Source organism: Pseudomonas phoenicis (assembly GCF_047302395.1).
In the GTDB taxonomy this organism is placed as follows: domain Bacteria; phylum Pseudomonadota; class Gammaproteobacteria; order Pseudomonadales; family Pseudomonadaceae; genus Aquipseudomonas.
In genome coordinates this window covers 4,406,100-4,419,535 of the sequence record NZ_CP154852.1, presented here as the reverse complement: position 1 = coordinate 4,419,535, position 13,436 = coordinate 4,406,100, and the positions used below count along the sequence as shown (strand labels likewise).

General features: G+C 66.0%; 14 protein-coding genes. 4 read left to right on the top strand and 10 right to left on the bottom strand.

What is annotated here, in order from left to right; all coding sequences use genetic code 11:
* Positions 1-123 precede the first annotated feature (123 nt).
* The 9 genes from AA0Z93_RS20075 to AA0Z93_RS20035 all read right to left on the bottom strand — a co-directional run bounded on the left by AA0Z93_RS20075 (position 124) and on the right by AA0Z93_RS20035 (position 7,794).
* Complete coding sequence (locus AA0Z93_RS20075; RefSeq protein ID WP_413048394.1) at positions 124-1,065, bottom strand: metal ABC transporter substrate-binding protein; 942 nt, start codon at positions 1,063-1,065, stop codon at positions 124-126.
* Positions 1,066-1,067: 2 nt separating this feature from the next.
* The gene (locus tag AA0Z93_RS20070; RefSeq protein WP_413047236.1) at positions 1,068-1,967 is read right to left on the bottom strand and encodes a metal ABC transporter permease; all 900 of its coding nucleotides are present in this window, start codon (positions 1,965-1,967) and stop codon (positions 1,068-1,070) included.
* On the bottom strand, positions 1,967-2,713 hold the full coding sequence (locus AA0Z93_RS20065) for a metal ABC transporter ATP-binding protein (RefSeq protein ID WP_413047237.1): 747 nt from the start codon (positions 2,711-2,713) through the stop codon (positions 1,967-1,969). The genes AA0Z93_RS20070 and AA0Z93_RS20065 overlap by 1 nt, the downstream gene beginning before the upstream one ends.
* Positions 2,710-3,627, bottom strand: a complete 918-nt coding sequence (locus AA0Z93_RS20060) for a metal ABC transporter solute-binding protein, Zn/Mn family (RefSeq protein ID WP_413047238.1) — start codon at positions 3,625-3,627, stop codon at positions 2,710-2,712. The genes AA0Z93_RS20065 and AA0Z93_RS20060 overlap by 4 nt, the downstream gene beginning before the upstream one ends.
* A 15-nt stretch (positions 3,628-3,642) precedes the next feature.
* Positions 3,643-4,212: a DUF6162 family protein gene (locus tag AA0Z93_RS20055; RefSeq protein ID WP_413047239.1), complete on the bottom strand. Its 570-nt coding sequence runs from the start codon at positions 4,210-4,212 to the stop codon at positions 3,643-3,645.
* The gene (locus AA0Z93_RS20050; protein ID WP_413047240.1) at positions 4,209-4,529 is read right to left on the bottom strand and encodes a hypothetical protein; all 321 of its coding nucleotides are present in this window, start codon (positions 4,527-4,529) and stop codon (positions 4,209-4,211) included. Before AA0Z93_RS20050 ends, AA0Z93_RS20055 begins: the two co-directional genes overlap by 4 nt.
* Positions 4,526-5,065, bottom strand: coding sequence for a thiamine pyrophosphate-binding protein (locus tag AA0Z93_RS20045; protein ID WP_413047241.1), 540 nt, complete (start codon positions 5,063-5,065; stop codon positions 4,526-4,528). The genes AA0Z93_RS20050 and AA0Z93_RS20045 overlap by 4 nt, the downstream gene beginning before the upstream one ends.
* The gene (locus tag AA0Z93_RS20040; RefSeq protein WP_413047242.1) at positions 5,062-6,273 is read right to left on the bottom strand and encodes a PepSY-associated TM helix domain-containing protein; all 1,212 of its coding nucleotides are present in this window, start codon (positions 6,271-6,273) and stop codon (positions 5,062-5,064) included. The genes AA0Z93_RS20045 and AA0Z93_RS20040 overlap by 4 nt, the downstream gene beginning before the upstream one ends.
* A 186-nt stretch (positions 6,274-6,459) precedes the next feature.
* A complete protein-coding gene (locus AA0Z93_RS20035; protein WP_413047243.1) occupies positions 6,460-7,794 on the bottom strand; it encodes a lysine N(6)-hydroxylase/L-ornithine N(5)-oxygenase family protein in 1,335 nt (444 codons plus the stop codon).
* Positions 7,795-8,001: 207 nt separating this feature from the next.
* Here AA0Z93_RS20035 and AA0Z93_RS20030 point away from each other — a divergent pair, with 207 nt between their 5' ends.
* From AA0Z93_RS20030 to AA0Z93_RS20015, 4 genes are all read left to right on the top strand, one after another.
* Positions 8,002-8,433 (top strand): hypothetical protein, encoded by a 432-nt coding sequence (locus tag AA0Z93_RS20030; protein ID WP_413047244.1) that lies wholly within the window; start codon positions 8,002-8,004, stop codon positions 8,431-8,433.
* Between the two features lie 230 nt (positions 8,434-8,663).
* Positions 8,664-9,137: a MarR family winged helix-turn-helix transcriptional regulator gene (locus AA0Z93_RS20025; RefSeq protein ID WP_413047245.1), complete on the top strand. Its 474-nt coding sequence runs from the start codon at positions 8,664-8,666 to the stop codon at positions 9,135-9,137.
* A 29-nt stretch (positions 9,138-9,166) separates the two neighbouring features.
* Complete coding sequence (locus tag AA0Z93_RS20020) at positions 9,167-10,381, top strand: HlyD family efflux transporter periplasmic adaptor subunit (protein WP_413047246.1); 1,215 nt, start codon at positions 9,167-9,169, stop codon at positions 10,379-10,381.
* Positions 10,378-11,913, top strand: coding sequence for a DHA2 family efflux MFS transporter permease subunit (locus AA0Z93_RS20015; protein ID WP_413047247.1), 1,536 nt, complete (start codon positions 10,378-10,380; stop codon positions 11,911-11,913). Before AA0Z93_RS20020 ends, AA0Z93_RS20015 begins: the two co-directional genes overlap by 4 nt.
* A 12-nt stretch (positions 11,914-11,925) precedes the next feature.
* Here AA0Z93_RS20015 and mapR read toward each other — a convergent pair whose 3' ends face one another.
* Positions 11,926-13,335: a GntR family transcriptional regulator MpaR gene (gene mapR, locus AA0Z93_RS20010; protein WP_413047248.1), complete on the bottom strand. Its 1,410-nt coding sequence runs from the start codon at positions 13,333-13,335 to the stop codon at positions 11,926-11,928.
* Between the last annotated feature and the right edge of the window lie 101 nt (positions 13,336-13,436).

The following is a 13,436-nucleotide window of genomic DNA, read 5'->3' as shown; positions in this document are numbered from 1 at the left end:
TTGGCCAGGCCTATCCTCGACCACCCATGTGGGTCCTGCATCGTCGAGCTGGAGCTACCCAGCAGCCTGGCGCCGGCTGGCCGCAGCGCCTGCGCCGTTGCTTGCCGGGAGCGCAGCGGCAGGTCAACCGCGCAGGGCCGCCACCACTTGGTCGACGCTGGCCTTGAGCCCGGCCAGCGTGTCTTCGGCATCGCTGTCGAGCACTACCAGCTCGGCGCCCGAAGCCTTGATGACTTCGGCCACGGCCTGGCTGGGTTGGCGATGATGCAGCACCACGGCCACGTCGTTCGCCTTGAGGTTGTCGCCAAGCAGTTTCAGGGCCGCAGCGTCCCATTGATCGCCTGCCGGCAGCGGCTGGTCGATGAGGTCCAGGTTCATGCCGCCGGCCAGGTAGCTCAGGCGCTCGGAGAGGCTGACCACGCTGAGGTTGTCGATTTCGGCCAGTTGCGTCTGGCTGGCCGACTGCAACGCCAGCAACTGGCGTTTGAGCCCCGCGAGGTTGCTCTGCACGCGCGCCTTGTCGGCGGGCGCCAGACGCTCCAGGTCGTTGGCCAGCACATCGGCCATGCGGCCGAGGTTGCTCGGATTCAGCCAGGGGTAAGCGGCGAAGGCATCGTCGCCCTGCACGGCGATGCCCGGCAGAGCACCGTCCACCGGCCGCGCGGCGTCGATTTCGACGATGCGGATGTTGCTGCGTCGGGCCATCGGGTAGAGCGGATCGTCGCGCCAGATCGAGCGCAAGCCGATCACGGCATCGGCCTGGCGCGCGGCCTTGTCCAGGCCGGCGCCACCGCGGGTGCTGAAGAACGATGGCTGGCGGCTGGCCGGCAGGTTGGCTGGCGCGGCGCGCTCGATCCGTACCGAAGTGCCTTCGAGCAGCGCGGCGGCCAGGCTGTGGGTGACGGGCAAGGTGGTCAGGACGGTCATCGACGCGGCGGGCGATCCCGCGGCGGGCGATCCCGCGGCGGGCGACCTTGCGGCGCCAGCGTCGGTGGCAGGCGCGGCCATGCCCAGAGAGGGCACGCCGGCCAAGGCGAGCGCGAGCGTCAGATGCTTGAGGGACAGGTTCATGCCGGGTTTCCTTGCAGGCGTGGAACGAGGGCGCGGGCCAGGGCGGCCAGGGCGAAGCACGCGCCTGCCACCAGAATGATCGCCGCGCCCGACGGAATGGGCAGGTCGAAGACGATCGGCAAGAGGATGCCGGCCAGGGTGCTGAGGGTGGCGATCAGCACCGAAGCGAAGAAGAAGCCCTTGAGCGACTGGCTCACCAGGCGCGCCGCCGCCGCAGGAATCACCAGCAACGCGCCGACCAGAATGGCGCCGATCACTTTCACCGCCGCGACCGTGACCAGGGTCACCAGCACCACGAACAGGTAGTCGAGGGTCTTCACCGCCACGCCACGCACCGCCGCCAGTTGCGGATTGAAGCTGGCGAGCATGATGCGGTTGTACAGCGGCACCGCCAACGCCACCACCAGCAGGGCGACGCTGCCGAGCACCAGCAGGTCTTCGGGGCTGACCGTCAGCACCGAGCCGAACAGCACGTTTTCCAGGATGTGCACGTTGATCTTGCCGGCCAGCATCAACAGCAGGCTGGCGCCCAGGGCCAGCGACACGGAGAGGAACACGCCGATCAGCGTATCGGGCGACAGCCCGGTGCGGTTGCGCAGGAAATTGAGCAGGATGCCGAACAGCAGACAGTAGCCGAACAAGCTGCCGTAAGGGCCGGTGTAGGGTTCGCCGAGCAGGATGCCGATGGCGACGCCGGTCAGCGCGGCATGGCCGACCGCTTCGGAGAAAAAGGCGAAGCGTTTGACCACGACCAACGTACCCAGTCCGCCCAGGACCGGTCCGATCATCGCGCCGGCCAGCAGGGCATTGATGACGAAACCATAGGCCAGCGCTTCGGGCAGATATCCGGCGGCGGCCCACTCTTGAATCAGTTGACGAAACACTTCGAAGCTCATCAGGCGGCGCCCTCGCGGCGTGGATGGACGGAGAACAGGCTGAGCAAACGCTCCGGGGTCAGTGCCTCGGCCGGCGCTGCGTCGAACAGCACCTGGCGGCTCAGCCCGGTGACCCGGTCGGCCAGACGCAAGACGGCCTGCAAGTCGTGCTCGATCCACAGCACCGTGGTGCCCGAGGCGCGCCAGGCGTGCAGCAGTTGTTCGAAGACCTGGATGCCGGCTTCGTCGAGGGCCGACATCGGCTCGTCGAGCACCAGCAGTTGCGGCGCCGGGATCAGCCCCTGAGCCAGCAGCACGCGCTGGCGCTCGCCGCCCGACAGCGCCCCCATGCGCCGCTTGCGCTTGTCGAGCATGCCCACGCGCTCCAGCGCCTGGTCGATGGCCGGCCGCACGCGGCGCGACAAGCCGAGAAAAGCCGGGCGACGCTGGCACATGGCGGCCATGAAGTCGTCCACCGTCATCGGCAAGCCGCGATCGAACTCCAGGGCCTGCGGCACGTAGCCGACCACTTCGCTGGAGCCTGGCCAGTGCAGGGTCAGCCGGCCCTGGTGCGGCATCTGCCCAAGCAGGGTCTTGATCAGCGAGCTCTTGCCGCCGCCGTTGGGGCCGACGATGGCGTGAATGCTGCCGGCGGCGACGTCGAAGCTGACCTGTTCGAGGATCCGCGTGCGGCCCAGGGTCAGATCGATGCCGGCGAACTCGATGCGCGGCCCGCCGACGCCGGCGAGCTTGGCGGCGGCGGTCATGTGCGGTTCTCCTCGATGGCGCGCACCACGGTATCGAGGTTGCGCTGCATCTCCACCTCGTACTTGTCCTTGGTGTATTCGCCATAGGAGATGTGCGTCAGCGGATACAGGCGCACGCCGGCTTCGCGCTGGATGGTGTCGACATAGGCCGAGGGGAAGTCCATCTCCGAGAAGATCACCTTGACGTCCAGCGCCTTGAGCTGGTCGATGGTCTTCTTCAACTGCGCCGGGCTCGGTTCGATGCCGTGGGCCGGCTCCACCACGGCAGTGACTTCCAGGCCGAAGTCGCGCAGCAGGTAGTCGTAGGCGGCGTGGATGGTGGCGACACGGAAATTGGCGTTGGGCGCCGCGCTGACCTTGGCCAGGGCGGCGGCGCGCAGGCCGCGCAGGCGCTTGGCGTAGGCGCGGGCGTTCTTGGTGTAATACGCCGCGTGGTCGGGATCGATCTCGCCCAGTTGGCGGGCGATGTTGTTGACCTGGGCGATGGTGGTGCTGATCGACAGGAAGGTGTGCGGGTTGACCACCTTGCCGGCGCCGCGCGCAGCGATGCCGGTCGCCGCCAGCAGGGGCACGTTGCGGTTGGCTTCGATGGTCTTGATGTCGGGCTTTTCGCTGGCCGCGATCATGCGGTCGGCGAAGTCGTCGTGGCCCACGCCGTTGAGCACCACCACGTCCAGGGTACCGATGCGCTTGATGTCCTCGGCGCGCGGCTCGTAGGCATGCGGGTTGAAGCCGGCCGGGATCAGCGGCACCACTTCGGCCTTGTCGCCGACGATGTTGCTCACATAGCTGTAATAGGGATGCAGAGTGATACCGATGCGCAGGGGTTTGCCGGCGTCGGCCAGGGCCAGGGCGGGCAGGGCGCAGGCGACCAGCAGGGCAAGGGCGCGACGCGCCAGGGCGGAGCGGAACATGGGGGAGTCCTTGTTTCAGTGACGGTGCTGGCGGGTGACCCCAGCGTCGTAGTGGCTGACGACCTGCTGCCAACCGGCGTCGGCCAGGGCCGTGGCGGATCGGTCGGGCGGGGGCGTGGCATCGTTCTGGCGGCGCAACCAGACCACGGGTTCGGTACCGGCCCCGGCAGGCAGCAACAGCAGGAAGCTCCCAGCCACTTCTGCGGCCTGGCTACGGCCCAGGTAGGCGTCGTCGCTCAGGCGCTGCCATTGGTGGCGGCCGCGGCTCTCGCTGCTGGCATCGACCACGAACGGCGGCAGCCCCTCTTCGGCCAGCAGGGCGATGTCAGGGCTGCTGCCGGTGTCTTCGCGCAGCAGGCGCATTTCGTCGGCGGCCACGCGCAGGTCGGTGTACAGGCCTTGCTCGGCTGGCGTGAGGTCGCGGCGGGCGTCGATCTCGTGGGCGCCTAGCGCCACTTCGTCTTCCCGGGCGCCGCGAACACCGACCACGGCCGCGGCCAGCAGCACGATCACCAGTGCGGCCAGCAGTACGTAGAGGGTTTCGTGCCCGGCACCGGCCGGGCGCACGACTTGGGCGCGGCTCATGGCGCGGCGATGTCGGCGTGGTCGACTTCCACCACGTGGCCGGGGCCTGCGTCGAACAGCACGTAGAACTCGCCGTCGGGGCGCTTGAAGGTCAGGGTCGAGTCGTCGCCGAGCTTGCCGCCGACCAGCACCTGCTCGTCGTAGCCGATGACGTCGAGGGTCACCCCAGGCGCGCCGCTGCCGTCCGAGAAGCCCCCTTTGCAGGTGATTTCGCCGTTGCCTTTCTCGTCGCATTCGCACATGGGGTTGTGCGCCAGCGCCGGGCCTGCGGCCAGTACCAGCAAGGGCAGGGCGAGCCTGCGGATCAGGTGTTTCATGGATTGCCTCCTTGTTTGGCGAGCCAGGCCGCGGTCGCGGGCGATGCGTCGGCCAAGGGTACTGATGCCTGGTACAGTTTGCCGTCCCAGCCTTCGATGGTGATCCAGACCTGCGCGTCGGGCCGAGTGCGTGGCGGAATCGGCAGCGAAGTGGCCATGCGGTACTGCGAGCCGAACAGGATGCTGCCTGCGGCGCGCAGGCTGCGCGGCTTGCCGATGCGCAGGTAGATGGCCTTGACGCCTTCGTCGCAGGTGGCGCACAGGGCGAGGTTGAACACTTTGAAGTAGCCCGCAGGGCCGTCTTGCACCGGCGGCTGGTCGAGCATTTCGGCCAGGCTCACGCTCCAGCGACCTACCGGAATGTCGGCCTGGATGTGCTGGCCCAGGCCGTCGTCACCGCGGAACATGCGCATGTCGGCGAAGTACTTGGGCATGAACGCCAACGGAATCAGGATCAGCAGGATGTTCAGGTGGAAACGCCACTTCAGCCACCAGCGTCTGAAGCCGACCGTCGGCTGGGCTTGTGCGCGGCTCATGGCTGCACCTCCACGGCAGGCTCGGGCGTTTTGCGCGTAATGCCTGCGTTCATCCGCGCCGGTCGCTCGCTGCGTTTGAGGGCCGCGGCGGTGGCTTGAGCCGTGCGCTTGGTCCAGATCAACAGGCCGCTCAGCACCATCAGCGTCAACACCAGGCCGAAGAAGAACCACACCAGCTTGATCGCCAGGCCGCCGAAGTCACCGGTGTGCAAGGGGCGCATGGATTCGGTGACGAACTCAAGGGCCGTGCGGTCCGAGAGCACGAACTGGCTGTCGACTTTCTGCGTATAGGGGTTGACCGACGCTGTCTGCATCATCAAGGGGTACCAGCCGCGGCCCATCATGTAGATGTGGCTGTAAGCGGTGCCCGGCATGAACACATAGGTGAAGTCCAGCCCTGGCATCTGCTGCTGGGCGATGAGCATCGCCTGGTCCAGGTCGATGCGCGGCGCCGGGCTGCCATCGGGCATCTGCGGCACTTGCTCGCGGGCGATCACCGGCACGGCGGGTTCGCTGGAAATGGTGATGTGGTTGTCGGCCAGAATCGCCTGGATCAGGAACCAGGTGCCGGTGATGGAAATGACCGCGATGAACCAGATCGACCAGACCCCTGCCAGACGGTGCAAGTCGCCCCAGAAAATGCGCGAACCGTGCCCGGTGCGCACGGGTTTGAAGAAGCCGCGCCAGAATTTCTTGTAGACCACCAGGCCCGTGACCAAGGACGCCAGCATCGGCAGCCCGAGCAGCGACACCAGGTACCAGCCCCAGCTGTAGCCGCTGGTGAAGGGCACCAGCCACCAGCCATGCAAGGCACGGGTGAAGGCCTGGAAGTTGAAGTCCGGCGCCTGGCCCTGGATCGCCCCGGTATAGGGGTTGACGTAGAGCGTGGGCTTGGAGCCGTCGGGCCGGGTGACGCCCATGTTGAGCGCGAAATGCGAGCCGTCGGGCTGGTTCAGCCATTCGACGGCGAGCTCCGGTTGGGCTTTGTGCACTGCATCGATCACCTGCTGATAGCTCAGCCGCTCTGCGTCCGAGGAGGGGGCGGTGGCGCGCACGTCCGGGTCGGCCAGCCAGACGATTTCATGGCTGACCACGGCGAGCATGCCGGTGAAGCAGACGATCAAGACGAAAAACCAGATCGGCAACGCGAGCCAGCTGTGGACCAGGAACCACAGCCTGGATTTGGATTTTTTGGGAGATTGAGCCATCAGTCGTTCTTCTAGAAATGGGGTCGAGCGAACGCCCAGCCTAAATGGGCCGCACTAGTAAGGACGAATGAGAATAAAAATCCTACGCACTTAATTGAAAGAATTTGTTTCAAGCGCGGAAAACCGGCCTGTGCGGTTGCCGCGCAGGCCGGTTTTCGAAGGGTGGCGGGGTGGGCGGTAGCTATTTCAAGCGCTGTTGGCCAGCGCCGAGCGTGGCATACGCCCGCGCTGGCAGCCTAGCTCTTCGAAAAGGGCTTCGCCAATCTCCGCCGCCCGCGCCGGCAGCACCGAGAGCAAGGTGTCGCTCAGGCCGTGGCTGCTTTCGCAGAAGCCTTGCAGGTACACCGAAGCCTGCAAGCCGGGGCTGGCCAGAACGCGGTAGTTGCGATCCACCGCGTAGTCGTCCAGGTAGCCGGCCAGCGGTGCGAGCAGCTCACGGTGCGAGCTGCGGGCATAGCCGGTGGCCAGGATCACGGCATCGTAACGGTGGGTCTGCTGCTGGCCGGTGGCAAGGTCGGTGATGGTCAGCTCGATGCCGTCCGGGTTGGCGACCACGGTTTCGACCTGGCGTCGGCACAGCACGTTGTGGCGGAACTGATGCGCCACTTTCTGCCGGTAGAGGATGCCGTAGATGCGTTCGAGCAGGTTCAGGTCCACCACCGAGTAGTTGGTGTTGTGGAACTGCTCGATCAGTTTGCCGCGCTCGGCGGCCGGCTGGTTGAACACCAGATCGGTGTAGTCCGGGGCGAAGATTTCGTTGACGAAGGGGCTGTCGTCGGCAGGTTTGAGGCTGGCGGCACGCAGGATCATGTCGACCTTCGCCGACGGGTAGCTGTCGTTGAGGTCGATGAACGCTTCAGCGGCGCTCTGTCCCGAACCGATCACTGCGATGCGCATGGCCTTGCCCTGGGTGCAGGGCAGTTTGGCGACACTGCTCAGGTACTGGGAATGGTGGAATACCCGCGGGTCGTCCTTCAGGCTGCGGAAAATCTCCGGAATCTTCGGCGTGCCGCCGGTACCGACCACCACCGAGCGGCTACGGCGGACGATTTCCCGGCCTTGCCCATCCTGCGAGACCACCCGAAGGTGTTCGACCCTGCCCTGATGCACCTCCGGCTCGATACGCAGCACTTGCTCGCCATACTGGGCCTGGGTGGCGAAGTGCTCGGCGGCCCAGCGCAGGTAGTCGTTGTACTCCAGGCGGCAAGGATAGAAGGTGCCGAGGTTGATGAAGTCGGCCAGGCGCCGTTTTTGGTGCAGATAGTTGACGAAGCTGTAGGGGCTGGTGGGGTTGCGCAGCGACACCAGGTCCTTGAGGAAGGAGATCTGCAACTCGCTCTGGCTGGCCAGGGTCTCGCCATGCCAGCGGTAATCGGTCTGCTTGTCGATGAACAGGGCGTCGAGGGCATGACCGTGGGTCTGCGCGAGTTCTTCCAGGGCGATGGCCAAGGCCAGATTGGAGGGGCCGAAGCCCACGCCGATCAGGTCTTTCAAAGGGGCTGAAGGTGAAGTCTGGCTCATGGCGGGTGTCCATAGGAGTGGAGAGCGGCATGCCTGCCGAGGGGTGCAGCGCCTGCACGGGTACATCAAGGGAACGAGCCAGTGCCGGGCGAATTTAGCGTCGGCGCCTGCGCTGCGGGGTAGAAAAGCCGACCTCGAGGCCTACAGCTTTTGGACGAACTGCCGATACAGCGGCTACGCCCCATCGCGCCCATTCCAGGAGGAACCATGGTGAATTTTTCCAACCTCGTCGTGCCGTCAGCGACGATTCCTGCCTCTGCTGCCACTGCAGAGGCTCCCGACACCACCGAGCAGACCTCGGCCGTACAGCTGCAAGGCAAGGCGTTCAATCAAGGCTTGCAGACCCAGGCACCGGCGGCAGGCGGCGCCAGCAGCGAAGACACTGAGTCGGATGCGATCAAGGCGCTCAAGCAGATGATCAAGGATCTGCAGAAACAGCTGGCCGAAGCGCAGCGCCAATTGGAATCGATCAGTGCCCAGCAGATGAGCGACCAGGCCAAGCAGACCGCCGTGGCCGCCCAGCAAGCCAACATCGCTACGATCAATGCCAGCCTGATGACCGCGACCAGTCAGCTGCTGGCAGCCCTGGCCGAGGCGAACAAGAGCAGTGCCGGGAGCATGGTCAGCACCCAGGCCTGAATGGGCAGAGGTTCGTGAACGCGACGGCGATCCGGGCTGATGGGGCGAGTCCGCCCCGAGATTGCGAATGGCCCCATAGCGTGTGAGTTGCTTTCTGGCAGGGGTTGCCGCCTGCCTTAGGCATGTATAAGGCAGCGGCAGGTCATTCCAATAATTAGGCTGCTAATAAAGTCTTTGACATTCACTGCCTAGGCAGTAACATTTGCACACACTTAGCTCAGGTGTGCGCCATGCCCCACTTCACGCCAGACAATTTCTCCGACTGCAGCCTTGGTTTGCTGTTGGGGCGCGCAGCGATTCTCAAGGACCGCATCCTCGATGCGCACTTGGAGAGCGAAGGCGTGACCGCTGCGCAGTTCAAGGTGCTGGTGATCATCACTCAGTTGCAGCTCGATACGCCCGCCGAAATGTGCCGGTGCCTGGGCCTGGACAGCGGGTCCATGACGCGCATGCTCGATCGCCTTGAGCAGAAGGCGCTGATCCAACGCCAGCGCTGCCCGCAGGACCGTCGCCAGGTGCGCCTGGTGCTGACCGGCGAAGGTCAACGCCTGGCCGACCGCTTGCCCGAGGTCGGCGCCAAGGCCATGAACGAGTTGGTCGGCGTGCTCGCTCCCGACGAGCTACGCACCCTCGAGCGCCTGTTGACCAAGATCCTGCTCGATGCCGGCGACCCGATGACGGTGCGTCGCTTCGGCAACCGTTGAACCCTTCCGACTTTTTTCAAGGTACTGCCATGGCCACTTCCCCCGACGCCAACGCTCCCGCCGAGCCCGCTGGCCAAACCGCCGACAAGCCTGCCAATTCGCGCAAGCGCAAGCTCTGGCTGCTCGGCTTGCTGCTGTTGGTGATTCTCGGCGCGGCGGCCGGTTGGGCGTGGTACAGCCTGGTCGGGCGCTGGGAAGAGAACACCGACGATGCCTACGTCAACGGCAACGTGGTGGAGATCACGCCCTTGGTCACCGGCACGGTCACCAGCATCGGCGCCGACGATGGCGATCTGGTCCACGCCGGGCAGGTGCTGCTGCGCTTCGACCCGTCCGACACCGAGGTGGCCTTGCAGGCCAGCCAGGCCAAGCTCGCGCGTACGGTGCGCGAGGTGCGCGGGCTGTACAGCAACGTCGATGCGCTCAAGGCCCAGGTGCAGTCGCGCCAGGCGGCGTTGAAGACCGCGCGCGACAACTACAACCGGCGCAAGGCGTTGGCCGACGGCGGGGCGATTTCCGCCGAAGAGCTGTCCCATGCCCGCGACGATCTGACCACTGCGCAAAGCGCCGTGGACAGCGCCCGCCAGCAGCTCAACACCAGCACCGCCCTGGTCGACGACACCCAGGTCGCCTCGCACCCCGAGGTCATGGCCGCCGCCGCCGAGCTGCGCCAGGCCTACCTCGACCATGCGCGCACCACCCTGGTGGCGCCGGTGACCGGCTATGTGGCCAAGCGCACCGTGCAACTGGGCCAGCGCTTGCAACCAGGCACCGCGACCATGGCGGTGATTCCGCTGGACGAAGTGTGGATCGACGCCAACTTCAAGGAAACCCAGTTGCGCGACATGCGCATCGGCCAGCCGGTGAGCGTGACCGCCGACCTTTACGGCGACGACATCGAATACCGCGGCACCGTGCAGAGCCTGGGGGCCGGCACCGGCAGCGCCTTCGCCCTGCTGCCGGCGCAGAACGCCACCGGCAACTGGATCAAGATCGTGCAGCGGGTGCCTGTGCGCATCGCCCTGGACCGCGAGCAATTGCAGCGCCATCCGCTGCGCATCGGCTTGTCCACGGTGGTCGAAGTCGATCTGCACGACCAGGACGGCCCTGTGCTGGCCCAGCAGCCACCGCAACAGGCCACCTACAGCACCCAGGTCTACGACCAGCAGCTGGGCGAGGCCGATGCGTTGATCGCCCGCTTGATCCGTGACAACAGCGCCGCCGGCAAGACGGCCACGCCATGAGCCAGCCGGCCGCTGCCCAGTTCACGCCGCCGAGCCTGTTGCTGACCACCATCGGCCTGTCGTTGGCGACCTTCATGCAAGTGCTCGACACCACCATCGCCAACGTGGCCTTGCCGACCATCTCCGGCAACCTGGGCGTGAGTTACGAGCAGGGCACCTGGGTCATCACCTCGTTCGCCGTGAGCAACGCCATCGCCTTGCCGTTGACCGGCTGGCTGAGCCGGCGCTTCGGCGAGGTCAAGCTGTTCATCTGGGCGACCCTGCTGTTCGTGCTGGCCTCGTTCCTCTGCGGCATCGCCCAGTCGATGCCCGAACTGGTGGGTTTCCGCGTGCTGCAAGGGGTGGTGGCCGGCCCGCTGTATCCGATGACGCAGACGCTGTTGATCGCCGTGTATCCCCCGGCCAAGCGCGGCATGGCCCTGGCGCTGCTGGCGATGGTGACGGTGGTGGCGCCCATCGCCGGGCCGATTCTCGGCGGCGTCATCACCGACAACTACAGCTGGCCGTGGATCTTCTTCATCAACATCCCCATCGGCTTGTTCGCCGCCGCGGTGGTGCGCCAGCAAATGCGCGCGCGGCCGGTGCACACCAGTCGCCAGCCCATGGACTACATCGGCCTGCTGACCCTGATCGTCGGCGTCGGCGCTCTGCAGGTGGTGCTCGACAAGGGCAACGACCTGGACTGGTTCGAATCGCCGTTCATCGTGGCCGGCAGCCTGATTTCCCTGGTGTTCCTGTGCATCTTCGTCATCTGGGAACTGACCGACCGGCACCCGGTGGTGAACCTGCGCCTGTTCGTGCACCGCAACTTCCGTGTCGGTACCATCGTGCTGGTCGGCGGCTACGCCGGGTTCTTCGGTATCAACCTGATCCTGCCGCAGTGGTTGCAGACGCAGATGGGCTACACCCCGACTTGGGCGGGCCTGGCGGTGGCGCCGATCGGCCTGTTGCCGGTGTTGATGTCGCCGTTCGTGGGCAAGTACGCGCATCGTTTCGACCTGCGCTTGCTGGCAGGTCTGGCGTTTCTGGCGATTGGCGCGAGCTGCTACATGCGCGCCGGCTTCACCAGTGAAGTGGACTTCCAGCACATCGCCCTGGTGCAGTTGTTCATGGGCATCGGCGTGGCGCTGTTCTTCATGCCGACCTTGAGCATCCTGCTCTCGGATCTACCGCCGCACCAGATCGCCGACGGTTCGGGTCTGGCGACCTTCCTGCGCACGCTGGGCGGCAGTTTCGCAGCGTCACTGACCACTTGGATCTGGATTCGCCGCGCCGATCAGCACCATGCCTATCTGACCGAGCACATCACCCCGTACGACCTGGCGACCCGCCATACCCTGGAGCAGATGGGCGGCGCCAGCCTGCAGAACTACGCCCAGCTCGAGCAGATCGTCAACGGCCAGGCCTACATGATGTCGACGGTGGACTATTTCACCCTCATGACCTGGATCTTCGCCGGGTTGATCCTGCTGGTGTGGTTCGCCAAGCCGCCGTTCAGCGCCAAGGCGCCGCCCGGTTCGGGTGGGCACTGACGCGACGCCGGTCTAGAACGAGCGAATGATCCGCCCCAGGGTTTCCATGGCCTGCTCTGCGGTGTCGCTCCAGGGGCTGCCGTAGTTCAGGCGGATGCAGTGGCCGAAGCGCCGGGTCGGCGAAAAGATCGGCCCCGGCGCGATGCTGATGCCCTGGGCCAGGGCCATGTGGAACAGCTTCAGGGCGTCGATGCGCTCGGGCAGCTCCAGCCACAGGAAATAGCCGCCGCTCGGCCGGCTGACCCGCGTCTGTGCCGGAAAGTACTTGGCCACGGCGGCGAGCATGTTGGCCTGCTGGCCTTCCAGGGCATAGCGCAGCTTGCGCAGGTGGCGGTCGTAGCCGCCGTGCTGCAGGTAGTCGGCGATCGCGGCCTGGGCCGGCATCGAGGCGCACAGCGAGGTCATCAGCTTGAGCCGCTCGACCTTCTGCGCGTAGCGCCCAGCGGCGACCCAGCCGATGCGATAGCCCGGGGCCAGGCTCTTGGCGAAGGAACTGCAATGCATCACCAGTCCTTCGGTGTCGAAGGCCTTGGCCGGTTTGGGCGCGTGCTGGGCGTAATACAGCTCGGCATAGACGTCGTCTTCGATCAGCGGCACTTGATGCTGGCGCAGCAACGCCACCAGCGCCTGTTTGTTGGCCTCCGGCATGCTCGCGCCCATCGGGTTCTGGAAGTTGGTCATGCACCACACGGCCTTGATCGGGTGCTTGTCCAGGGTCTGCGCCAGGACTGCCAGGTCCATGCCTTCGCGCGGCTGCACCGGAATCTCCACCGCCTTGAGCTTGAGCCGCTCCAGCACTTGCAGGCAGGCGTAGAACGCCGGCGCTTCGATCGCCACCAGGTCGCCTGGCTCGGTCACCGCTTGCAGGCACAGGTTGAGCGCTTCCAGAGCGCCGTTGGTGATCAGCAATTCCTCCATGGGCAGCATCAGCCCGGTGACCATGTAACGCAGGGCAATCTGCCGGCGCAGTTGCGGGTTGCCCGGCGACAGGTCGGTGACCGCCACCTGCGGGTCCATGTTGCGCCCGGCGCTGGCCAGCGAACGGGCCAGGCGTTGCAGCGGGAACAGCTTGGGGCTGGGGAAGGCCGAGCCGAAGGGGACGGTGGCCGGGTCCTTGATCGAGTCGAGGATGGAAAACACCAGCGCGCTGACATCGACATCGGTCGATTCGCTGATCGGCGCCAGGGTCTGCGGCTCGATGAAGGCGCGCGGGGCGTGGCTGTTGACGAAGTAGCCCGAGCGCGCACGGGCGCGGATCAGGCCGCGACGTTCCAACAGGTAATAGGCCTGGAACACGGTCGAAGGGCTGACGCCGTGGGTCTGGCTGGCATAGCGTACCGACGGCAGCCGCTCGCCGGGGCCGAGCACCCCGCTGCGGATCAGTTCGGCGATGTCGTCGGCAAAGCGTTCGTAGCGTTTCATGGCAGCTCGGCGGGCAGGCGGGTGGGCGGGGCGGGGCGGTCGGCGTCGACCGCCCGCCACTATGGCCGCGTCGCTGTTTGCAGTACAGCCTCAATTTGCGC

Excerpts from the sequence above, each read along its gene's own strand:
- AA0Z93_RS20070 (WP_413047236.1), bottom strand. The coding sequence starts at position 1,967 with ATGAGCTTCGAAGTGTTTCGTCAACTGATTCAAGAGTGGGCCGCCGCC.
- AA0Z93_RS20065 (WP_413047237.1), bottom strand. The coding sequence starts at position 2,713 with ATGACCGCCGCCGCCAAGCTCGCCGGCGTCGGCGGGCCGCGCATCGAG.
- AA0Z93_RS20060 (WP_413047238.1), bottom strand. The coding sequence starts at position 3,627 with ATGTTCCGCTCCGCCCTGGCGCGTCGCGCCCTTGCCCTGCTGGTCGCC.
- AA0Z93_RS20055 (WP_413047239.1), bottom strand. The coding sequence starts at position 4,212 with ATGAGCCGCGCCCAAGTCGTGCGCCCGGCCGGTGCCGGGCACGAAACC.
- AA0Z93_RS20050 (WP_413047240.1), bottom strand. The coding sequence starts at position 4,529 with ATGAAACACCTGATCCGCAGGCTCGCCCTGCCCTTGCTGGTACTGGCC.
- AA0Z93_RS20045 (WP_413047241.1), bottom strand. The coding sequence starts at position 5,065 with ATGAGCCGCGCACAAGCCCAGCCGACGGTCGGCTTCAGACGCTGGTGG.
- AA0Z93_RS20040 (WP_413047242.1), bottom strand. The coding sequence starts at position 6,273 with ATGGCTCAATCTCCCAAAAAATCCAAATCCAGGCTGTGGTTCCTGGTC.
- AA0Z93_RS20035 (WP_413047243.1), bottom strand. The coding sequence starts at position 7,794 with ATGAGCCAGACTTCACCTTCAGCCCCTTTGAAAGACCTGATCGGCGTG.
- AA0Z93_RS20030 (WP_413047244.1), top strand. The coding sequence starts at position 8,002 with ATGGTGAATTTTTCCAACCTCGTCGTGCCGTCAGCGACGATTCCTGCC.
- AA0Z93_RS20025 (WP_413047245.1), top strand. The coding sequence starts at position 8,664 with ATGCCCCACTTCACGCCAGACAATTTCTCCGACTGCAGCCTTGGTTTG.
- AA0Z93_RS20020 (WP_413047246.1), top strand. The coding sequence starts at position 9,167 with ATGGCCACTTCCCCCGACGCCAACGCTCCCGCCGAGCCCGCTGGCCAA.
- AA0Z93_RS20015 (WP_413047247.1), top strand. The coding sequence starts at position 10,378 with ATGAGCCAGCCGGCCGCTGCCCAGTTCACGCCGCCGAGCCTGTTGCTG.
- mapR (WP_413047248.1), bottom strand. The coding sequence starts at position 13,335 with ATGAAACGCTACGAACGCTTTGCCGACGACATCGCCGAACTGATCCGC.